This is a genomic window from Microcystis aeruginosa NIES-843, assembly GCF_000010625.1.
Lineage (GTDB): Bacteria > Cyanobacteriota > Cyanobacteriia > Cyanobacteriales > Microcystaceae > Microcystis > Microcystis aeruginosa.
In genome coordinates, this window is the sequence record NC_010296.1 from 2,811,678 (window position 1) to 2,835,142 (window position 23,465).

Below are 23,465 nucleotides of genomic sequence, written 5' to 3' on the forward strand. Positions count from 1 at the left end.
ATCAAGGGGGGCAGGGGGGATCGACACCCCCCTTATCAAGGGGGGCAGGGGGGATCGACACCCCCCTTATCAAGGGGGGCAGGGGGGATCGAAGCTAAAATCCATTTTTAATTTAATTATAACCAGCTACTTAATGCCCTACAGTCTCGTTCTCAATCTCACCCCTCGATCGCCGATCTATCCGAATTTTCTCACCGGACGACACCTTCACGCGCTATTTCTTACCCTTGTCAGTAGTGTTGATCAGGAATTAGGGAAAATTCTACACACAGCCGAGGCAGATAAAGCCTTCACCTTATCGCCACTACAGATGCAATCCGGGGGAAAAACGATAAATTCCCCGCAGTGGCGATACGAACGGCCAATCGCCCCAGAAACTCCCTGCTGGTGGCGGATTTCTCTGCTCGATGACCGATTATTCGGTAAATTAACCCCGCTCTGGTTGAATCTCAATCCAAAACACCCCTGGCATCTCGGTTCCGCCGATCTGGTTATCACCAGCGTCCTCGCCACCCCGCAATCGGTTCAACCCTGGGCGAACTCTTGTACTTATCAATACCTGTATGAAAACGCCTCGGAAACGAATCGGGAATTTGATTTCCTTTTCGCCACCCCCGTCACCTTCCGGCAGGGAAAATTCGATAGTGCCTTACCGACGCGGGAACTGGTGTTTAATAGCCTTCTCAATCGTTGGAATCGCTATAGCGCTATCCCCTTCGATTCCATCGTCCTAGAGTCGATTTTCCCTAGTTTCTTCGATATTCAAACGAAATTAGCCGACGAAGCCTATAAAAACCAGTCGTTCGGTTGTGTGGGCGAGATTCACTATCGTCTTTTGGGAGAGGTGGAACCCGCAAAGATTAAAGCGATTAATGTACTGGCGGATTTTGCCCTCTACGCGGGAGTGGGACGGAAAACCACCATGGGAATGGGGATGACTCGCAGAATTGCTAAGGAGAAAAGATAGCCATGGATGAATCTGATTACATACCGATCGCCGCTCTCAACCATTACGCCTACTGTCCCCACCGTTGTTGGAGAATGTTCGTCGCCGGGGAATTTCTCGATAATAGCTACACGATCGAGGGAACAAATTTACACGAGCGAGTTCACACCGTCGGGGCGGCAAACCGGGAGGAAATATGGCAAATACGGGCGATCTGGCTTAAATCAGATAATTACCGTCTCATCGGTAAAGCCGATCTGATCGAGTCCCACGACGGCGAATTTATCCCCGTGGAATACAAACGGGGCAGTAAAGGCGAATGGGATAACGACGAGTTGCAGGTGTGCGCTCAAGCCATCTGTTTGGAAGAAATGACTGGAAAAAGGCTAGATACCGGCTATATCTACTATGCCAGTTCTCACCAGCGTCAACCGGTGGCGATCGATCTTGCTCTACGGCAACGGGCGATCGCTACGATCCGAGCAATTGAAACCCTGATCCAGACGGGAAAAATGCCCCCGGCGGTCTATTCACCCCGCTGCAAGGGATGCAGTTTGTTCGATCGCTGCTTGCCCCGATTAACCGAAAAAGTCCAACGATATCGAGAGGAAGACTAAAAAATATGGGAACGGTATATGTGACGAGAGAAGACGCATTTCTCGGCAAAAATGACGAGCGTTTAACGGTTAAAGCATCCAAGGAAACGATCCTCGATGTACCTCTATTGAACGTGGAAGGAGTGGTGATTTTCGGACGGGGTTCAGTTTCTCCCGCATTGGTGATCGAATTGTTGGAACGTCATATTCCCCTGAGTTTTGTCACTGCCACGGGAAAATATCTCGGTAGATTGGAGCCGGAGATGACCAAAAATATTTTCGTTCGTCGAGCGCAATGGCAGGCCGCCGGCGATTCTCCGAAAGCCATTCATTTAGTGCGGGGATTCGTCCGCGGCAAGCTGAAGAATTACCGCAACATTCTACTCCGTCGTCAACGCGATCGAAAGGAGTTGGATTTACAAACGGCGATCGCTTGTTTGGAAGCAGCGATCGGCTCGATCGAAACAACCTCGGCGATCGATTCTCTCCGGGGGTTAGAGGGAGCGGGAAGCGCAGCCTATTTCAGTTGTTTTGATTCCTTAATTCTCGGTGATACTTTTACCTTTGCCTCGCGTAACCGTCGCCCCCCGCGAGATCCGGTCAATTCTCTTTTGAGTCTGGGTTATGCGTTATTGCGCCATGACGTGCAGAGTGCGATCAATTTGGTCGGTTTTGACCCCTATCTCGGTTATCTTCACTATCAACGCTACGGTCGCCCCTCGCTGGCACTAGATCTGATGGAAGAATTTAGAGCGATCGTCGTTGATGCCGTGGTTCTCAATGGGGTCAATCATCCTTATCTTACCCCCGAACATTTCACCACCGAACCCTTAAGCGGTGCGGTTTCCTTGACGAGAGAAGGTTTACAGATTTTCCTGCGCTTGTACGAACAGAAGAAACAATCGAAGTTTAAGCATCCAGTAATGGGTAAACAGTGTACTTATCAAGAAGCTTTCGAGATTCAGGCCCGACTAATGGCGAAATATCTGATGGATGAGACGGATAAGTATCCACCCTTGATTTTAAAGTAGATAGAGGCGGTCATGTATTTTGTTGTCAGTTACGACATTTCCGATGATAAGCGACGAACCAAAATTCACAATACGTTAAAGTCCTACGGCCAACGGGTGCAGTATAGTGTTTTTGAGTGCGATCTAACCGATACCCAGTACGCTAAGCTGCGCGGGCGCTTGAGTAAGTTGATCAAACCCGATACCGATAGCATCCGCTTTTATTTTCTCTGCGCCTGTTGTCGGGGTAAAGTGGAACGCATCGGTGGTGAGTTACCCCGGGATAATACAATTTTTTTTGTTTAGCTCGGTTGCGCTTCCGGGTAGCTGTAAAAATCCTTAACTATTATCTGGTGGCTGAAAAGCTTATGCAATATAGATTCGAGATGATTTTCCTTTCCAACGCGGGGCGCACCTTATCCCGTAAGGTTTTGCGGGGTCTTGAAGAACTGGGTCACTTGCTGTATGATTGGTTTATTGCGGGTGCGGCGCATACGAACCTTGAAAATCCCATAACGTATAGCTTTTACCACTGGGCGGTTCCAATTAATCTTAAACCCTATTAGGGATTGAAACTTCAGAATTCGACACAATTATTGCTATAAAAAATGATAGCGTTCCAATTAATCTTAAACCCTATTAGGGATTGAAACATGGATTTTACATGGGATGAAGAAAAATCAAAATTGTTCCAATTAATCTTAAACCCTATTAGGGATTGAAACCATGAAGGATACCAGATAGAACGTAACGATGGGACGGTTCCAATTAATCTTAAACCCTATTAGGGATTGAAACCAATGGCAAGTGGAGAGGGGTGTTTATGATTTAAAGTTCCAATTAATCTTAAACCCTATTAGGGATTGAAACGAGAGATTGCCTTGATCGGAATGTTACCTCATCAATGTTCCAATTAATCTTAAACCCTATTAGGGATTGAAACAACTTAATCCTCTAAAAAATCATGAGAGTCATAGAGTTCCAATTAATCTTAAACCCTATTAGGGATTGAAACGGAGAATATCGGTATCTCTGAGGGTGCGTTGCGGGGGTTCCAATTAATCTTAAACCCTATTAGGGATTGAAACGTGGTGAATGTGAGACTGCAAGTGGATAGGGAGCCGTTCCAATTAATCTTAAACCCTATTAGGGATTGAAACTTGCCTTAGCCAACTTCCGTAATTCGTTAATTCCTGTTCCAATTAATCTTAAACCCTATTAGGGATTGAAACCCCCCAATAGCCTTTCTTGGCTAATTTGAGGGCTTGTTCCAATTAATCTTAAACCCTATTAGGGATTGAAACAGAAATGTGTCGAATTGGGCAGTTTATTGACCTAGTTCCAATTAATCTTAAACCCTATTAGGGATTGAAACACAACAATATCTTCAGAATTAGTCAAAGGATGATCCCGTTCCAATTAATCTTAAACCCTATTAGGGATTGAAACTAATCACTTTTATTGCTGACTTTGCTGTACATCTTGTTCCAATTAATCTTAAACCCTATTAGGGATTGAAACGATGCTTTATAGGGAGGAGAGAAAAATAAAAAAAGAGTTCCAATTAATCTTAAACCCTATTAGGGATTGAAACTCCTATGGATGGGCATCGGAGGGTATTAGCTTGGTGTTCCAATTAATCTTAAACCCTATTAGGGATTGAAACTCGATTAATCATCCTAAAGATATCGGCAGAACCGGTTCCAATTAATCTTAAACCCTATTAGGGATTGAAACCTCTACTACTCCATCTACCCAATAAAAAACCCGGTTCCAATTAATCTTAAACCCTATTAGGGATTGAAACAAGACTAGGAACATCAGCATAAGTTGAAAACAAAGTTCCAATTAATCTTAAACCCTATTAGGGATTGAAACTTGGCACTTAAGAAAGGAACCCAAGATTTAAGCGTGTTCCAATTAATCTTAAACCCTATTAGGGATTGAAACCCAAACACTAGCTTTTACAAAGCAACCAGCTCGTGTTCCAATTAATCTTAAACCCTATTAGGGATTGAAACAAGCATGGAAAAACTAAGCGAGTTAACATCAGAATGTTCCAATTAATCTTAAACCCTATTAGGGATTGAAACAACCCTGATTCTAATGCAAGAGAATTGACTTCTAGTTCCAATTAATCTTAAACCCTATTAGGGATTGAAACCGGCATTCTCTATCGGCGCGTCTCCGATAGACTCGTTCCAATTAATCTTAAACCCTATTAGGGATTGAAACTCAGGATTCGGTCCTGTGTAGTGACATCTATAGTTGTTCCAATTAATCTTAAACCCTATTAGGGATTGAAACAAATTTAGTTTTGACTGCAATTAATACTATCTCATCGTTCCAATTAATCTTAAACCCTATTAGGGATTGAAACACCTGAGAAAGCACGCTGGCGGGCGAGGAAATATAGTTCCAATTAATCTTAAACCCTATTAGGGATTGAAACCTAAAATTACTAGAAGGGGGCGTGGTATGATTAGGTTCCAATTAATCTTAAACCCTATTAGGGATTGAAACCGAAATTTTACTCGAAAAGCGTCGATTACTACCGGGTTCCAATTAATCTTAAACCCTATTAGGGATTGAAACAATGGTTTGCATAATCCTAATTGCTACATCTCCCGTTCCAATTAATCTTAAACCCTATTAGGGATTGAAACGATGCCATTGGTGAGCCGTCTTTATCTGATGATGAAAGGGTTCCAATTAATCTTAAACCCTATTAGGGATTGAAACCTTATCCCTTAGCGAAAAAAAGCAGATTGCCTCTTGTTCCAATTAATCTTAAACCCTATTAGGGATTGAAACCCAAAACAGCCATGGCATACTCGATGATGTCCAGGCTGTTCCAATTAATCTTAAACCCTATTAGGGATTGAAACGTTTTTTAGCACCCAATCAAACCAACAACACGCAAAGGTTCCAATTAATCTTAAACCCTATTAGGGATTGAAACATTATACTCCCTAAAGCAGCTAAATTGTTTCCCGCCGGTTCCAATTAATCTTAAACCCTATTAGGGATTGAAACGTGCTAAGACTAATACTGCATATTATTTTGGAGATGGTTCCAATTAATCTTAAACCCTATTAGGGATTGAAACGGGATTGTTTTCTTTTGGGATCGAGTTCTCGAGTTCCAATTAATCTTAAACCCTATTAGGGATTGAAACTGATAAATTGGCATCTCTTTTAAATCTTGCTACTGTTCCAATTAATCTTAAACCCTATTAGGGATTGAAACCATCAGGCGATTTCAAAACTACGCGAATTGGAAGGTTCCAATTAATCTTAAACCCTATTAGGGATTGAAACATCCACTGCCCGACCCTGGGGACAATCCATACTAAGGTTCCAATTAATCTTAAACCCTATTAGGGATTGAAACAATCTTTCGCGAAACAGCATCGCTAACTTAAATGGGTTCCAATTAATCTTAAACCCTATTAGGGATTGAAACACAAGCCTACAAATCGAACACCTACCCCTGCCCCGTTCCAATTAATCTTAAACCCTATTAGGGATTGAAACTTGCTTGATAGAATCGTGGTACAAAAAAGCAACCAGTTCCAATTAATCTTAAACCCTATTAGGGATTGAAACTTTTTTAATAATCAGATTAAGCCTAATTTAACCGAGTTCCAATTAATCTTAAACCCTATTAGGGATTGAAACTTGGATAAGGCTGAGACCCGCATAGCCGATCGCGTTCCAATTAATCTTAAACCCTATTAGGGATTGAAACACGATAATTGCTGAATCCCAATCCTCACGAATTTTGTTCCAATTAATCTTAAACCCTATTAGGGATTGAAACTAAATGTTATTAATTGGGCGTTAGAGAAAGCACAAGTTCCAATTAATCTTAAACCCTATTAGGGATTGAAACCGATTTCCCCAAAAATACGATCTTCTTTGTTTAGGGTTCCAATTAATCTTAAACCCTATTAGGGATTGAAACTTTGATTGGAATTGATACTCAATTTCTCTTTCTCGTTCCAATTAATCTTAAACCCTATTAGGGATTGAAACCAATTTTCCCTAAAACAACATCTCGATCATGATTCGTTCCAATTAATCTTAAACCCTATTAGGGATTGAAACGGGCTTAACGCGATCGGGTTCCTAACCGACTTTCAGTTCCAATTAATCTTAAACCCTATTAGGGATTGAAACAAAGTTGCATTCTGAAAGTCTAAAATCTCATTGCCGTTCCAATTAATCTTAAACCCTATTAGGGATTGAAACAAAGGAATTTTAACAGGGGGATACATTTGTTACTAGGTTCCAATTAATCTTAAACCCTATTAGGGATTGAAACGTGATCAAGATTAATCGACCGGGGAATTAAATTAGCGTTCCAATTAATCTTAAACCCTATTAGGGATTGAAACTCAGACTAACTCCGAAGGGAGTCTTGGGGAAAAAGTTCCAATTAATCTTAAACCCTATTAGGGATTGAAACAAGTTCCAATGGTACGAAACAGCCTGGGCAGACCGTTCCAATTAATCTTAAACCCTATTAGGGATTGAAACAACGATTTTAAGGATTCCGGGGATGCAGTCTCGCTCGTTCCAATTAATCTTAAACCCTATTAGGGATTGAAACATTCTAACTTAAACTCAAGAAAAATCAATAAACAGTTCCAATTAATCTTAAACCCTATTAGGGATTGAAACCCCCTCATCTTGAATTGATAGCAGCGACGCATCATTGTTCCAATTAATCTTAAACCCTATTAGGGATTGAAACTCCACAACGACGACGACCCCTTAACAGCATAAATCGTTCCAATTAATCTTAAACCCTATTAGGGATTGAAACTCGATTACTTCTAAAACTTGAGACGCTCTGCTAGGGTTCCAATTAATCTTAAACCCTATTAGGGATTGAAACAGGCAAGTCTTAGCCAAAGTTCTTAAACTACTATCGTTCCAATTAATCTTAAACCCTATTAGGGATTGAAACTCGGAAAATAATCTTGATGTGACTCTTGATGCCCGTTCCAATTAATCTTAAACCCTATTAGGGATTGAAACGTTAAAGATTTAATAGGCATTGTTTTTACTCCTAAGTTCCAATTAATCTTAAACCCTATTAGGGATTGAAACCCATCGTAAATTCTGACTGCATAGCTATCTAATTGTTCCAATTAATCTTAAACCCTATTAGGGATTGAAACTTGTAAAAATTATCTACATAAATCATCAAAGTTCCTGTTCCAATTAATCTTAAACCCTATTAGGGATTGAAACCCAAAACTACAGCGACCCTACTGGTAACTTCCTGAGTTCCAATTAATCTTAAACCCTATTAGGGATTGAAACTGCTGAATGAACTTATATATTGTGATGCCTCTAGAGTTCCAATTAATCTTAAACCCTATTAGGGATTGAAACGTAATACCTTGAAAGAGCTAGAGTAGTAATCTATAGTTCCAATTAATCTTAAACCCTATTAGGGATTGAAACTGTAAGTCACCCCATCATCATTGTTCCCACTACCAGGTTCCAATTAATCTTAAACCCTATTAGGGATTGAAACTTCCGTGAATATTTATACTTACATTCACAGACTCGTTCCAATTAATCTTAAACCCTATTAGGGATTGAAACGTTTTTAGGAATGATGCCTGCCGTGGCAATGTCTGTTCCAATTAATCTTAAACCCTATTAGGGATTGAAACGTCTATAGGAGTATCTGGTAAATACCCTACTCCCTGGTTCCAATTAATCTTAAACCCTATTAGGGATTGAAACTTCCCTATATCGCTTCTTTGAGCGGGGAGATTTAATTGTTCCAATTAATCTTAAACCCTATTAGGGATTGAAACGTAATTCAGGCAAAAACTTCGGTTTTTGTTCAAGTTCCAATTAATCTTAAACCCTATTAGGGATTGAAACTAAATATTCTTAGTTTTAATCCTCAGGCAAACCCGTTCCAATTAATCTTAAACCCTATTAGGGATTGAAACAGTTAATAGTGGCTAGAGGAGTAGGATTAAATTGGCGTTCCAATTAATCTTAAACCCTATTAGGGATTGAAACTTAAAAGCAGGTAGTTTTAACTACCTGCTTGATTGTTCCAATTAATCTTAAACCCTATTAGGGATTGAAACTTGTGATCGACCTTTGCCTGCTTGCCAAGCTCTCGATCGTTCCAATTAATCTTAAACCCTATTAGGGATTGAAACCTTCTACCCGCAATAATAGCGCTTCGATCTCTTGGTTCCAATTAATCTTAAACCCTATTAGGGATTGAAACTTTGCTGTGGACTATAAGGGTCGCAACGCTCGATCCGTTCCAATTAATCTTAAACCCTATTAGGGATTGAAACATTGACAGATTACAGTGGGCTGAAACCCACCGGGTTCCAATTAATCTTAAACCCTATTAGGGATTGAAACGCATTGGCAGATTTATTCAAATTAGCGATCGCATTGTTCCAATTAATCTTAAACCCTATTAGGGATTGAAACATTTTAGACATTTTTAGGTCTGTGCCAAGAATGCAGTTCCAATTAATCTTAAACCCTATTAGGGATTGAAACCGTTAGTTTCAATTGAAGCATCAAGATAAATATCATCGTTCCAATTAATCTTAAACCCTATTAGGGATTGAAACGTAATATTAAATTATAGAGAAAGACGACCGCAACTAAGTTCCAATTAATCTTAAACCCTATTAGGGATTGAAACATTTTTTTTAGCGACCCTTCGGCTTTGCTCGGGGGTTCCAATTAATCTTAAACCCTATTAGGGATTGAAACTCATCCGTCTATCATTCACCTTTTTATAATACCATGAAAAGTTCCAATTAATCTTAAACCCTATTAGGGATTGAAACATGAGCCCATTAGTTGAGGGATTCACAAAAGTTTGTTCCAATTAATCTTAAACCCTATTAGGGATTGAAACAAAAAAGGAGGACAAGTTGATGGGATTTGTAAAACGTTCCAATTAATCTTAAACCCTATTAGGGATTGAAACCGAATACTTCATCTGACCTCCTGTAGAATCGGGTTCCAATTAATCTTAAACCCTATTAGGGATTGAAACCTCGCTCTAGCCTCGGAACGATCAGAAATCTACTGGTTCCAATTAATCTTAAACCCTATTAGGGATTGAAACCTCTTTGGCTTTCTGATGTGTCTCCTCGCGACAAACGTTCCAATTAATCTTAAACCCTATTAGGGATTGAAACGCCATAAGAAGGGATCTCTTAAATATAAAATTATTGTTCCAATTAATCTTAAACCCTATTAGGGATTGAAACAATTTCTTATTAGAGATTAAGGGGTAATTGCCCTCGTTCCAATTAATCTTAAACCCTATTAGGGATTGAAACCCACAAACCTTTTTTACCGGAGTAACTTTTAGATCGAGTTCCAATTAATCTTAAACCCTATTAGGGATTGAAACTCTTTATAAGCATATCTTCTCATTATCTCTCGCCAGTTCCAATTAATCTTAAACCCTATTAGGGATTGAAACCTCAAACAAATCGGCTAAATCAAAACTCCAGTTTTGTTCCAATTAATCTTAAACCCTATTAGGGATTGAAACTATTCCAATGCTCCCATTTGGGAGCCTAAAAAGATGTTCCAATTAATCTTAAACCCTATTAGGGATTGAAACCGAAATTCTGCAATTCCATCGGCAATAATTAAAGTTCCAATTAATCTTAAACCCTATTAGGGATTGAAACCGAAATTCTGCAATTCCATCGGCAATAATTAAAAAGTTCCAATTAATCTTAAACCCTATTAGGGATTGAAACACAATCGAAATTAAAACTAATCCGATAGCGATTAGTTCCAATTAATCTTAAACCCTATTAGGGATTGAAACTGGCAAAGGATAGGATAACTCTCTTAAACTCCGCGTTCCAATTAATCTTAAACCCTATTAGGGATTGAAACGCTTCTGGTAGTGGAAATAATGACGACGGTGTGACTGTTCCAATTAATCTTAAACCCTATTAGGGATTGAAACCTATGAAGTATCAGAAGATATTGCACGCAAAACAGTAAGGTTCCAATTAATCTTAAACCCTATTAGGGATTGAAACCAACTCCTGCTCAACCTACTAAAATAGAGAAAATAGTTCCAATTAATCTTAAACCCTATTAGGGATTGAAACATTTGACGGCACATCTTTTGCTGATCAGCTAGAAGGTTCCAATTAATCTTAAACCCTATTAGGGATTGAAACACTAAGTATTTTGCTGGTAAGCAAATAGATGAATTGTTCCAATTAATCTTAAACCCTATTAGGGATTGAAACCCTGATAGTGCAGTATCGCACCCCTCGCCTTAATTGTTCCAATTAATCTTAAACCCTATTAGGGATTGAAACATAGGCGATACGGGTATTCCATCCGGTTTCACCTGAGGTTCCAATTAATCTTAAACCCTATTAGGGATTGAAACGAGGTACAGGTTGCGGTTTACTTAAGTCTCTAACGTTCCAATTAATCTTAAACCCTATTAGGGATTGAAACTTGGATACTTACGAAGATAAATTACCTTGTTCAGCGTTCCAATTAATCTTAAACCCTATTAGGGATTGAAACTTGTAATTGAGCTTCGTTGTACAGCCAATTTAATCGTTCCAATTAATCTTAAACCCTATTGGGACTTAGGCATTTTCGGGCAGCAAAAAAGGCTCAAACCATTACGGGACAAAGGGTTAACCTCGATTTATGATTTTCCTTGATCTATCTGGGTTTCAGCGATTTTGGGCTTCTCGAAGTAAATCCCAAGCAGGGATTGGGGTTGAGGCTTTTCTCGATTTGTTTTTTGTCTAAGTCCCACTATTAGGGATTGAAACTCCTGCTTTGGTAAAATTACTGATGCCCATAAGCGTTCCAATTAATCTTAAACCCTATTAGGGATTGAAACCAGCCCGAATGGTACGAGACAGCCTGGGCAGACCAAGTTCCAATTAATCTTAAACCCTATTAGGGATTGAAACTGCTAATCATTCTTTTAAATCTAATTCAGTAAACTTGTTCCAATTAATCTTAAACCCTATTAGGGATTGAAACGTGATTGAGGTGTAGGTAGTTCCCGCCCATCCAACTGGTTCCAATTAATCTTAAACCCTATTAGGGATTGAAACATTCTGATGGCCAGTTTACGGTTGAGGTAATGGGGGTTCCAATTAATCTTAAACCCTATTAGGGATTGAAACATGTAAAACGGGAATCCGCAAAGAGTGTTACCCGGGTTCCAATTAATCTTAAACCCTATTAGGGATTGAAACAAGGATCGTCGGGCGCGGGATTCGGGAAATGAAATTGTTCCAATTAATCTTAAACCCTATTAGGGATTGAAACATGGTTTTTACTCCTAAGTATTTGTTTTTACTGGCGTTCCAATTAATCTTAAACCCTATTAGGGATTGAAACAAACTGTAACCCATATCGTTCCGTGATTCTACGGTGTTCCAATTAATCTTAAACCCTATTAGGGATTGAAACCCCAGATCGGATATTTAGTAAATTCGATTACCTCTTGTTCCAATTAATCTTAAACCCTATTAGGGATTGAAACACCAAGTATTTTGCTGGTAAAGAAACAGACGAATTGTTCCAATTAATCTTAAACCCTATTAGGGATTGAAACGCAGAATCGGAAAAGACGATTAACAATTTTTCCGAGTTCCAATTAATCTTAAACCCTATTAGGGATTGAAACTTTTTAATCGATTCTTTTTCATTAGCAAGTAATTCGTTCCAATTAATCTTAAACCCTATTAGGGATTGAAACATTTGCTTCTTATTGCCATAGTGACAAAACCGTATGGGTTCCAATTAATCTTAAACCCTATTAGGGATTGAAACGTAAGCACCTCTCGATACTTGCCACTGGACATATTTGTTCCAATTAATCTTAAACCCTATTAGGGATTGAAACCAGTTGGACTGACTTATCGGCATCAGATTTTTAGCGTTCCAATTAATCTTAAACCCTATTAGGGATTGAAACTTTGAAACTGGCAATAGCGTCGGTGTAGGAGCGGCGGGTTCCAATTAATCTTAAACCCTATTAGGGATTGAAACCCCTTCGAGGTAACGCCTTTTAAAGCCAATCCCAACGTTCCAATTAATCTTAAACCCTATTAGGGATTGAAACAGTTAATCGATGAATAGCGATCACCCTCTTGACTGATCGAGTTCCAATTAATCTTAAACCCTATTAGGGATTGAAACCGCCTACTAAATTCCCCTCATCTTGAATTGATAGCGTTCCAATTAATCTTAAACCCTATTAGGGATTGAAACTTCTTTTGATGATGATGCTAACCGGGAAGCAATCGTTCCAATTAATCTTAAACCCTATTAGGGACTTCCAAAAAATAAACTATTCATGCTCAAGAATAATAATCATTCTCGGAGTGTAGGAGGTAGGGGTCGATGGTTGCCTCCTCCTTCCAATTTTGTAGTAGAATTAATCCTGTACATTATTAATCAAGTTTTTCTTTGTAAGTGTATATGGAATTAACTGATTCCCTCAAGAAATTGCTCAGTGAAACTGCACTTCAATTAAAAGGTGCAGCTAAAAGAAGATTCATGGCCCAAACAGTCTTAGAATTAGGCTATGGGGGACAAACCCTTGCTGCACAGGAGTTAGGCTGGAATCGAACTACTATTCGTAAAGGAATTAAAGAACTAAAAAGAGGTATTATTTGTGTTGATAATCATTCAGCTAAGGGGCGGAAAAAAGCAGAAGAACATTTACCTTTTCTATTGGAAAACATCAAAAGTTTAGTGGATTCTCAAAGCCAAACTGACCCAAGTTTTAAAAGCCAAAGGCTTTATGTGAGACTGAGTGCGGCCGAAGTCCGAAAGCAATTAATCTCTAAATATGGGTACAGTGATGAGGATTTACCGAGCGAGGAAACTATTCGGGTTAAATTAAATAACTTAGGTTATCGTCTGAAAAGAGTCGCTAAAGTTTTACCTCAAAAAAAATTCCAGAAACCGAGGCAATCTTTGAGGAATTAGCTAACATTAATCGGGAAGCGGATGAAGACCCTACGATGTTACGTCTTAGTTTGGATGCCAAAGCCCGTGTTAATATTGGACTATTTGATCGAGGAGGTAAGAATAGAATAACTGTCGAAACAAACGATCATGATTTTAATCCGAAAACAACCCTAACCCCTTACGGAATATTTATTCCAGAATTTGATGAGTTGTTTTTGTATTTCACTGCCTCCACAGTCACCAGTGACTTTATTGTTGATATATTAGAAGATTTCTGGGAGTCGGAAAAATCTCGTTTTGAGAAAATTAAAACTTTGATAATTAATCAAGATAATGGACCAGAAAATAATTCGAGACGAACTCAGTTCATGAAACGTATAGTTGAGTTTTCCCAAAAATATCAAGTTAATATACGTTTAGCTTACTATCCCCCTTACCATAGTAAATATAATCCTATTGAACGAACCTGGGCTGTGTTAGAAAACCCTTGGAATGGGAGTATTTTAGATGAAATCGAAACGGCTTTGAAATTCGCCCAAACTATGACTTGGAAAGGAAAACACCCGATTGTTAAGTTGATTACTGAAACTTATGAAAAAGGAGTAAAGCTTACTAAAAAAGCCATGGAAAAAATCGAAGAAAAAATCGAACGTCTCACAGAATCAACGAATCAAGACTTTCCCGATTTGGGACAATGGTTTATTGATATCTATTATGATAAGACCTAGTTTGTAGTTAACTAAGATGGTTAGCTAAAAACTGTCTTTGATTCTTTAACTTGTCCTTGTTATACTCGAAAAAGCTCGGAAGTATAAGAGTTTGTGCTGCCTATTTTTTCGGAAAAATAGGTTGTAATGGGAGACTCTTTGTTTTCCTAGACAAAAATAATTACTTTTTCAAAAAAACACTTTTCTATTTTTTTGTTGGGTATTTTATTCTCTGGAAGTCCCTTAGGGATTGAAACAGCAATATTTTTGGCATCGGATTCGGTCAAAACTGTTCCAATTAATCTTAAACCCTATTAGGGATTGAAACCTTAAGACAGTGCCTTTGAGCGATAAGGGCGATTATCGTTCCAATTAATCTTAAACCCTATTAGGGATTGAAACGCAAATGCAAAATCTTCGGATCAAGCAGAATTATCTGGTTCCAATTAATCTTAAACCCTATTAGGGATTGAAACGCAAATGCAAAATCTTCGGATCAAGCAGAATTATCTGGTTCCAATTAATCTTAAACCCTATTAGGGATTGAAACAGGCGGGCCGGGAGACAGCCTTTTTCTTTGATCAGGTTCCAATTAATCTTAAACCCTATTAGGGATTGAAACTTTGTGAGTCCCTGTGCAACAATCCGAAAATTCCCGTTCCAATTAATCTTAAACCCTATTAGGGATTGAAACACTACACACAACCGAATTGTAAGTGATAATTTATCGTTCCAATTAATCTTAAACCCTATTAGGGATTGAAACCTGACAGAACGGGTTGAATGGGAAGGTAAGCCTAGTTCCAATTAATCTTAAACCCTATTAGGGATTGAAACGCACAAAGTTGTCACTTTGTCTCGTCAGGAAAGCGTTCCAATTAATCTTAAACCCTATTAGGGATTGAAACAAATTTTGCATTTGCTGAAAAAATCTTTGACCTTCGTTCCAATTAATCTTAAACCCTATTAGGGATTGAAACGCTGGTGTACCTAGCCTACAATCTTAGTTTAAATCGTTCCAATTAATCTTAAACCCTATTAGGGATTGAAACCATTTACTTTTTAATGAAGGCACGCCATAATTTAAGTTCCAATTAATCTTAAACCCTATTAGGGATTGAAACTGTGCAAAGCTACGCCCATCGATTTCCCGTCTGGGGTTCCAATTAATCTTAAACCCTATTAGGGATTGAAACTGGGAGATTGGAATCACAGCCGAAAAATAGGATCGAGTTCCAATTAATCTTAAACCCTATTAGGGATTGAAACCCGGCTTTTTTAGCTCCCTCAGTAATGATTATTGGGTTCCAATTAATCTTAAACCCTATTAGGGATTGAAACCCCAACTATACCGATGATTTCGGTACTGAATACAAGTTCCAATTAATCTTAAACCCTATTAGGGATTGAAACCCCGTATTTGCGGGTGTTGGAGCTATACTCAAAAAGAGTTCCAATTAATCTTAAACCCTATTAGGGATTGAAACACTATGGTATAATGAAAGTACAAACAAAGAAAAGGTTCCAATTAATCTTAAACCCTATTAGGGATTGAAACTTGATTATTTCCGTGGCTATTTTTAAGCATTGCTCATGTTCCAATTAATCTTAAACCCTATTAGGGATTGAAACCATAAAAGTGCCTCTTTAATTCCGGCTTCTAGAGGTTCCAATTAATCTTAAACCCTATTAGGGATTGAAACATTTTACTTGCAACTTATTCTCAATAAAAAATCAGTTCCAATTAATCTTAAACCCTATTAGGGATTGAAACCAGAGGCTTGAGCTAATTCAAATTTTTCACGCGCTAGTTCCAATTAATCTTAAACCCTATTAGGGATTGAAACTTTCCTTCCCTCTCGGCTTTTGCCCGGATAATCGGAGTTCCAATTAATCTTAAACCCTATTAGGGATTGAAACTAAGTTCTGTAGAAAACGACTTAGATATACAGCTTGTTCCAATTAATCTTAAACCCTATTAGGGATTGAAACACTGTATTCCTTTGGTGCGAGAGTATCGGGGTATCGTTCCAATTAATCTTAAACCCTATTAGGGATTGAAACTTTCCTTTATTTTTGGCTGTTTCTCCTAAGCTTGAGTTCCAATTAATCTTAAACCCTATTAGGGATTGAAACTTCGGAGTATCCTGTAGATATGTACTTTTATAAGGGTTCCAATTAATCTTAAACCCTATTAGGGATTGAAACTTTTTTGTATTCCGTGGAAGAATACGAAGAAATGAAGTTCCAATTAATCTTAAACCCTATTAGGGATTGAAACATCGACATAAAACACATACTAACAGTCCTAACCAGGTTCCAATTAATCTTAAACCCTATTAGGGATTGAAACAAAGCTAGGCTAATAGCGGCACTGATTAAAATTTCGTTCCAATTAATCTTAAACCCTATTAGGGATTGAAACGTAACTGCCTTATTTTCTGGCAGTTTTTTCAAAAATGTTCCAATTAATCTTAAACCCTATTAGGGATTGAAACTACTCGTCGGGAACCCTATCACCCGCTTTCGGTTCCGTTCCAATTAATCTTAAACCCTATTAGGGATTGAAACCTGCCATTGTCCGCAATGGTAGCCCTAAGCTATCTGAGTTCCAATTAATCTTAAACCCTATTAGGGATTGAAACGCCAATAAATCCAATTCTCGCCGGCGCGTCTTGACAGTTCCAATTAATCTTAAACCCTATTAGGGATTGAAACAACAGAAATATTGCTGATTTCGCCGCTATGCCACGCGTTCCAATTAATCTTAAACCCTATTAGGGATTGAAACCCCTCGGAACAGCAGTTGCGGCGGTGGCTGAATAAGTTCCAATTAATCTTAAACCCTATTAGGGATTGAAACAATTACCACCGGCTTAATCCACCCAGACTGCCGAGTTCCAATTAATCTTAAACCCTATTAGGGATTGAAACGAGGGAAAATCTGCCCTTGTCGCAGATGCCCAAATATCGTTCCAATTAATCTTAAACCCTATTAGGGATTGAAACCATGATTTTCTAAATATTCAGCTATCTCTAGCCGAGTTCCAATTAATCTTAAACCCTATTAGGGATTGAAACCATTTACTTTTTAATGAAGCCACGCCATAATTTAAGTTCCAATTAATCTTAAACCCTATTAGGGATTGAAACCTCACTTTAGGCTAGTGTTTGCCCTCTCGTGAAAAAGCAAGTTCCAATTAATCTTAAACCCTATTAGGGATTGAAGTGAAGGGAATTTCTGAAATGGAATTCAGTCTGTCTATATTTGACTATACTTTTACTAACTAGGGCTTGCTGAATAATGGTAAAACCCTTTGAAAATAAGGCTTTTGACCTGTTAAAATCCGATGTTCATGCTGCGAAAATCGGATTGGGACCCTCAAAAACCTTGCATTATCCTTCTTGTAGTATATAAGTTGGTACGAAAAGAGAGGGCAACAAAGCCTGAAACGACCGACTACTGACGACCGACGACCGGCTACTGACTCCTAACCCCACCAACAAACTTTTTGCCGCAAACCCTATCTAAAAATCAAACTCGTCTAACCCCGGTTGTGGGGGAGGAAAGCGACTGCGAGGAGATTTTTTCGACTTTCTCAAAAAAGCGGGGATAAATGCGGCCATAAAAAATCCAATTCCCAAAGAAAAAGCCAATAAAACACCGATAGGTACTTTAATTGACTCAAATTGTAGAAACTTTAAAGAAACTGGTTGGATATTTTGAATAGCAAAAACTGCCATGGTCATAATCCAGCCGCCGACAATAGCACTAGCTAAAAAATTACTAATTGTATTCATGCTTGTCCTCGCCATGTTTGTGGGAGATTTTTTCAGGTTTTGTAGGCTAATTTCGCAGTTAGCTCCCTATTAATACCATTTTTCTTTATTCGTGGCCCTCCTATCCATTAGTCGCATCTTTCTTAACATAAAATTTGACAAAAAGAGAAAAGTGTGCAAGATTGCTCAAGGGGGTTCTATGGGGGAACTAATTTGATCAGATAGTTTCCAAGTCTGGCTGATATCATGTAACCTTCCCAGTCCTAACCAAATAGTTTTAACACTAGGTTCACCGTCGCCTTTTCTACCTAAAAAAACCCCAAGAGAAGCAATCATTCTCACCACTGAAGGTTGAAAATAGGGTGAATTCCCAAAATCAGATGTGGCACTGACGGCGGCTAGATTTGCCGAGGAATGTCGTACGCTTGTACTAAGTTGGCTGGCCAAGTTTTCCACGATACTGATTAACCTTTTCTTTCTTCTCGTGTCTCCTAGGTCTGCATACTGTAATTCTTGGGCTGCCCATTTCTCCATTTTTTTGCTCACCTCCACCTTGATTCCTTCTTTCAAAACTATACCTATCAATCGGTTCCCCTTTTTTTAAGTTTCTTCTCTTTTTGTTAAGAAAGCTCCGACTAACTGATTACTGATCACTGAAAAATCTCTTGTCTCTTAATCAAATTCTGCTTTTAAATCCCGACGCATCAATTCATAAACGGCAACTTGGGGAGAAATTTCCCCGCGCAAAAGACGATCAACTTGGCAGGTAATCGGTACATATAAATTTTTTTCTTGGGCAATTCTCATCAAAACTTCTGTGGTATTTATTCCCTCGGCAGTTCCCTCTAACTTTGCTAAAATCTCAGGCAAAGATAAACCTAAAGCTAATTGATAACCCACTTGATAATTGCGAGATAAAGGACTATTACAGGTGGCTAATAAATCCCCTAAACCCGATAAACCGAAGAAAGTTTCTTGACAACCTCCTAGACAAGTTCCCACCCGAACTATTTCCGGTAAAGCGCGAGTTAACAGGGCAGATTTGGCATTAGTACCTAACTGTAAACCATCGCAAACCCCAGAAGCGATCGCCATGACATTTTTGAGAGTGCCACCTAACTCAGTCCCCAAGGGATCGCTATTAAGATAAACCCGAAAAGATTCCCCAGATAATAATTTTTGTAACAATATTGCTGCTTTTTGCAGATAACTTGCTACCACCGTGGCAGCGGGTAAACCTTGATTAATTTCTTTAGCTAAATTGGGACCGGAAAGAACCACAAGGGGATTAGCGGGAAAAGCTTGATTCCACAGATGAAAAGGGGTACGAGTGGTGATTGGCTCTAATCCTTTAGTAGCGGTGACGATAATTATGCGAGAATTTAATTGTAATTGCTGTAATTTTTCGATCGTTGGAACAACTCCTTTAATCGAAACTGCTGAAATAATTACCTCAGTATCTGCTATAATAGCCCCTAAATCTTCCCCAGTATGACGCGACCAAACCCTAACAGCTAAGTGATTAAGTCTAGCCAAATTAGCGAGAGTTTGTCCCCAAATTCCCCCACCTATAACCGTAATTTTCTTGGCATTTTCTAACAACTTTTATTCTCCTCCTTATTAGTGATCCCTGATCAGTGACTGGTTAGAAATGATTCGATTTGAAGGTTATGAGTCTTAAATGAAATTATTCACCGATTACTGATAAGTAGGTAGGTGTTAAAAGTTGTCAGACACCCCCCTTATCAAGGGGGGCAGGGGGGATCCCCCCGCCTATCGGCACCCCCCTTATCAAGGGGGGCAGGGGGGATCCCCCCGCCTATCGGCACCCCCCTTATCAAGGGGGGCAGGGGGGATCAGAGGCAAAATCTATCTTCAATTTAATTATAACTACTTACTTAACTGTTCACTGATAACTGAAAAAAATGACAAACTATCGCAATCCTGCCCCCACTGTTGATATTATCATCGAACTGATCGACTCGCCCCACCGTCCGATCGTACTAATTGAGAGAAAAAATCCGCCCTTTGGCTGGGCAATTCCGGGGGGATTCGTGGACTACGGCGAATCGGTGGAAACGGCGGCCATTCGGGAAGCTTACGAGGAAATCAGTTTGCAGGTGCAGTTAATCGAGCAATTTCACGTCTATTCCGATCCTAACCGCGATCCGCGTCAACACACCATTAGTATCGTTTTTATCGCCACGGCAAAAGGCCAACCGATCGCTGCCGATGATGCCAAAAAAGTCGGGATTTTTCATCTCTGGGAATTCCCCCAACCTTTATGCTTTGATCACGATCGCATTCTCAATGATTATCGTCGTTATCGGGATTATAAAATTCGTCCCACACATTAGACCCCAACCTAGCCATAAAAGCAATCCTTGCCAAAAACGTCCCCGAAAAACCTTAAAAAATTAGACACTTCTGAGGGCGACAATCGGCTCCAATTTAGAGGCACGATAGGCGGGAAAAACGCCAAAAAAGAGACCAATACCCGTGGAAACGCTCAAAGACAGGGCGACGGCGGTGGCGGAAACAGTGGCAGCCAGGGGAGAGAAACTGGAGACGAGAACGATCGCTCCTGCACCGACGAGAATACCAAGCGCACCGCCGGCGATGGAAACGAGAGTTGATTCAATCAGAAATTGTAAGAGAATATCCTGTTCTCTGGCTCCGATCGCTTTTCTTAGTCCGATTTCCCCGGTTCTTTCCGAAACCGAAACGAGCATAATATTCATTACCCCGATACCACCGACAATCAGGGAAATACCAGCGATTAAAGCCAAAAGTAGGGTGAGACCCTGAGTAATCGTGGCGAAGATTTCGATCATCTGTTTAGCAGTTTCGACGCGAAAATCATCCTCAGCGACGATTTTATGGCGTAAACGCAGAAGATTCTGGATTTGGAACTTAGCAGCGCGGATTTCCTCCCCCGATCGCGCGGTGAGACTAATCCAACTCAACTCGACACCGTAGGGTCCGGTTTTGCCCACCAGTTGCGAGTTCATGGTGCTAAGGGGAATAATCAGCATTTCATCCTGATTATTGCCAAAAAAGGAGCCTTTCGCCTCTAAAATCCCGATCACCTCAAAACTGAGATTTTTGATCCGCAGCTGTTGACCAAGGGGATTTTGGGTGGGAAAAAGTTGCGCTGCCACTTCCGTGCCGATCACCGTTACCCGTTTGTTGCGGGCTAGATCGATATTATTGATAAAACGACCTTTTTCTAGGGTAAAATTGCGGACAGAAGCGTATTCTGGGGTGCTTCCCGTGACTAGAGCCGTCATGTTGCGATTACGATGGGAAATCAGGAAACGAGCGTTTATTTCCGGGGCGACTTCAGCGACGGTGGGAACCTGTTCGGCGATCGCCTGAGCATCGGCTAAAACTAGGGTTTTCGGTAAATTAACGGTGGTATTGCGTGCTTGTCGCGACCCCGGCACCACAAAAATGGTATTGGGTCCCAAGTTAGCAAACTGGTCATTGGCTAAGGTTTGCGCCCCTTGGCCAATACCGATCATGGCCACCACCGAAGCGTTACCGATGATAATCCCTAACATAGTCAGGCCGCTACGCACTTTATTGGCCCCTAGGGTGGAGACGGCCATTTTTAAACTTTCGGTGATCAACATATCAGTTATCAGTTATCAGTGATCAGTTATCAGTTATCGGTTAGATAGTTGTAGGGTTTTGGGGTTTTGGGGTATTAGTTGAATTCCCCCATTTCCCCATTCCCCCATTCCCCCATTCCCCCATTTCCTGAATCCTGTCCGATCAGAAAAAAGACAATTTGGAGATATTTGTTAAGAAAAATTATTGAGATTTTTGATTATTTTTGATTAGTTTTCGAGGTATCTTCGGCCCCTTCGGGGAGATCGATAAAGACCTTTTCTCCAGCTTCCAAACCTGATAAAATTTGGGTTTTATCGTCTAAGACCAAACCGATCGAAACGGGTTGAAAACTGGGTTTATTTTCGGCATCGGGAACTAAAACCCCTGACTTGCCTTCCCGGGTGACAATGGCGACAGTCGGCACGACGAGGGCATTATCTAACTGCTGGCCGACAAAAGTTACATCCACATTCATTTTCGATTTGAGTTTGTCCCGTCCCGTCACCAAACCGATTCTCACTTCAAAAGAAGTAACATTATCCTCGATAATCGCTTCGGGAGCCACGAGAATAACTCGACCTTCAAAGACTTCTTCAGGAAAAGCATCGGCGACAATGCGCACTGGTTGGCCGCGCTGCAATAAACCCACATCTACTTCCGGCACTTTAGCAATCACTTCCAATCCCGATGCTAGGGCGATAATCGAGGTGGAAGTGGCGGAAGCGGTACTGGAGGCCGAAGTGGTGGGAGTGACAAAAGAACCCTCGGTGGCGTATTTTTGGGTGACGATGCCATCAAAGGGAGCAGTAATGACCGTATCGCGGTATTGAATCTTAATTTGCTCTAAATCGGCCCTAGCGGCCGCTACAGATGATTCTAGTCGAGCAAGCTCGGTTTCTTGGGTTTTTTGGCGTTGTTCGAGGGCAAATTTCGCTTCTGCGATCGCTGCTGCCGCTCCTATCATTTCCTGCTCAATTCCGGCCACTTCTGGGGAAGCGGTTTTATCCGCTTGTTCCAAACGGCGGATCGATTCGTCTAAATTGGCTTTAGCGTTGAGATATTCATTGAGGACGGCATCAAATTGGTCTTGGGCGATCGCCCCTTCCCGGACTAAATTTTCATTGCGTTTAACCCGATTTTCTGCTAGTCGAAAACGGGATTGGGCTGCTTGTACCTGAGCTTGCAGCTGGTCTAAATCTTTGGGAATTCTTTCTTTGGCCTGAGCTAAACGGGCTTCTAATTGCTTATAACTGGCCTGGGCCTGATAAAATCGGGCTTGTAATTGCCGGATATCTTCGGGAATGCTGCGTTTAGCCTGTTCCAGATTGGCTAGAGCTTCCCGTAGATGCGCTTCTGACTGCATTCCTCGGGCATAAACCTCTAAATTATCCATGACGGCGAGGGTTTGTCCCTTTTTAACAATCATGCCCTGATCTACCAATAATCGCACTAATCGGCCGGGGTTTTTTGGGCTAATGTTGACACTTTGGATTGGTTCCACCCTACCACTAGCTTTAATTTCCACAGCGAGGGTTTCCCGTTGAGCAGGAACGGTCATTTTCGCCAATTCTAGGCCAGGAGGAGGTGTTTGCAGCAAGCGATAAGAAACCACTCCCACCGCCAGAAAACCACTAGCCATGAGTCCGAATATCCAAAATAGGGGGCGATTTGATTTTCCCAACACGGTTATTGCCATCGATCAGCCAAAAGTTAATTGGTTATATACTAACGTCTCTAGAGCTGCCTTTGTTGTTTCTTTAGCCAACAACTCCCAAGCGAGATAGACTGATTAAAAAAGGCCTATCGCGGGG

At 40.3% G+C, this 23,465-nt stretch carries 11 protein-coding genes, 2 pseudogenes and 3 CRISPR repeat arrays; of the genes and pseudogenes, 7 read left to right on the top strand and 6 right to left on the bottom strand.

From position 1 onward, the window contains the following. The first annotated feature begins 133 nt into the window (after positions 1-133). From cas6 to MAE_RS29655, 5 genes are all read left to right on the top strand, one after another. The gene (gene cas6 / locus MAE_RS13440) at positions 134-967 is read left to right on the top strand and encodes a CRISPR-associated endoribonuclease Cas6 (protein WP_012266059.1); all 834 of its coding nucleotides are present in this window, start codon (positions 134-136) and stop codon (positions 965-967) included. Between the two features lie 2 nt (positions 968-969). Further along, on the top strand, positions 970-1,563 hold the full coding sequence (gene cas4, locus MAE_RS13445; protein WP_012266060.1) for a CRISPR-associated protein Cas4: 594 nt from the start codon (positions 970-972) through the stop codon (positions 1,561-1,563). A gap of 5 nt (positions 1,564-1,568) precedes the next feature. Continuing rightward, positions 1,569-2,573 (top strand): type I-D CRISPR-associated endonuclease Cas1d, encoded by a 1,005-nt coding sequence (gene cas1d, locus MAE_RS13450; protein ID WP_012266061.1) that lies wholly within the window; start codon positions 1,569-1,571, stop codon positions 2,571-2,573. 12 nt (positions 2,574-2,585) lie between these two features. Next, positions 2,586-2,858 (top strand): CRISPR-associated endonuclease Cas2, encoded by a 273-nt coding sequence (cas2, locus tag MAE_RS13455; RefSeq protein ID WP_002742874.1) that lies wholly within the window; start codon positions 2,586-2,588, stop codon positions 2,856-2,858. A gap of 233 nt (positions 2,859-3,091) precedes the next feature. Continuing rightward, positions 3,092-11,135: direct repeats of the CRISPR family, unit length 37 nt; unit sequence GTTCCAATTAATCTTAAACCCTATTAGGGATTGAAAC. A gap of 290 nt (positions 11,136-11,425) precedes the next feature. After that, positions 11,426-12,918: direct repeats of the CRISPR family, unit length 37 nt; unit sequence GTTCCAATTAATCTTAAACCCTATTAGGGATTGAAAC. A gap of 139 nt (positions 12,919-13,057) precedes the next feature. Beyond that, positions 13,058-14,280 (top strand): ISAzo13-like element ISMae28 family transposase gene (locus MAE_RS29655; protein WP_125730310.1). Its coding sequence is split into 2 segments (ribosomal slippage): positions 13,058-13,538 and positions 13,538-14,280, totalling 1,224 coding nucleotides; the frame shifts between segments, so codons are not numbered across the junction. A 270-nt stretch (positions 14,281-14,550) separates the two neighbouring features. After that, positions 14,551-17,489: a CRISPR direct-repeat array (repeat unit 37 nt; unit sequence GTTCCAATTAATCTTAAACCCTATTAGGGATTGAAAC). A 298-nt stretch (positions 17,490-17,787) separates the two neighbouring features. Here MAE_RS29655 and MAE_RS13470 read toward each other — a convergent pair. The 4 genes and pseudogenes from MAE_RS13470 to MAE_RS13480 all read right to left on the bottom strand — a co-directional run bounded on the left by MAE_RS13470 (position 17,788) and on the right by MAE_RS13480 (position 19,641). Continuing rightward, positions 17,788-18,060: a lipopolysaccharide assembly protein LapA domain-containing protein gene (locus tag MAE_RS13470; RefSeq protein ID WP_002788612.1), complete on the bottom strand. Its 273-nt coding sequence runs from the start codon at positions 18,058-18,060 to the stop codon at positions 17,788-17,790. A 165-nt stretch (positions 18,061-18,225) separates the two neighbouring features. Beyond that, a pseudogene (locus MAE_RS36460) lies at positions 18,226-18,381 on the bottom strand (IS4 family transposase); the annotation flags it as partial. A 3-nt stretch (positions 18,382-18,384) separates the two neighbouring features. After that, a pseudogene (locus tag MAE_RS36465) lies at positions 18,385-18,573 on the bottom strand (IS4/Tn5 family transposase DNA-binding protein); the annotation flags it as partial. Positions 18,574-18,711: 138 nt separating this feature from the next. After that, the gene (locus MAE_RS13480) at positions 18,712-19,641 is read right to left on the bottom strand and encodes an NAD(P)H-dependent glycerol-3-phosphate dehydrogenase (protein ID WP_012266085.1); all 930 of its coding nucleotides are present in this window, start codon (positions 19,639-19,641) and stop codon (positions 18,712-18,714) included. A 323-nt stretch (positions 19,642-19,964) separates the two neighbouring features. Here MAE_RS13480 and MAE_RS13490 point away from each other — a divergent pair, with 323 nt between their 5' ends. Next, entirely contained in the window at positions 19,965-20,396 is a 432-nt protein-coding gene (locus MAE_RS13490) for an NUDIX domain-containing protein (RefSeq protein WP_002799564.1), read from the top strand. Positions 20,397-20,456: 60 nt separating this feature from the next. On the opposite strand, the gene MAE_RS13495 is transcribed toward MAE_RS13490, so the two are convergent. Both MAE_RS13495 and MAE_RS13500 read right to left on the bottom strand, forming a co-directional pair. Further along, entirely contained in the window at positions 20,457-21,674 is a 1,218-nt protein-coding gene (locus tag MAE_RS13495; RefSeq protein WP_002799563.1) for an ABC transporter permease, read from the bottom strand. Positions 21,675-21,871: 197 nt separating this feature from the next. Beyond that, the gene (locus MAE_RS13500; RefSeq protein WP_012266087.1) at positions 21,872-23,350 is read right to left on the bottom strand and encodes an efflux RND transporter periplasmic adaptor subunit; all 1,479 of its coding nucleotides are present in this window, start codon (positions 23,348-23,350) and stop codon (positions 21,872-21,874) included. Between MAE_RS13500 and MAE_RS34100 the strand changes: the two genes are divergently transcribed. Continuing rightward, entirely contained in the window at positions 23,292-23,438 is a 147-nt protein-coding gene (locus tag MAE_RS34100) for a hypothetical protein (RefSeq protein ID WP_172456657.1), read from the top strand. The genes MAE_RS13500 and MAE_RS34100 overlap by 59 nt on opposite strands. The last annotated feature ends 27 nt before the right edge of the window (positions 23,439-23,465 follow it).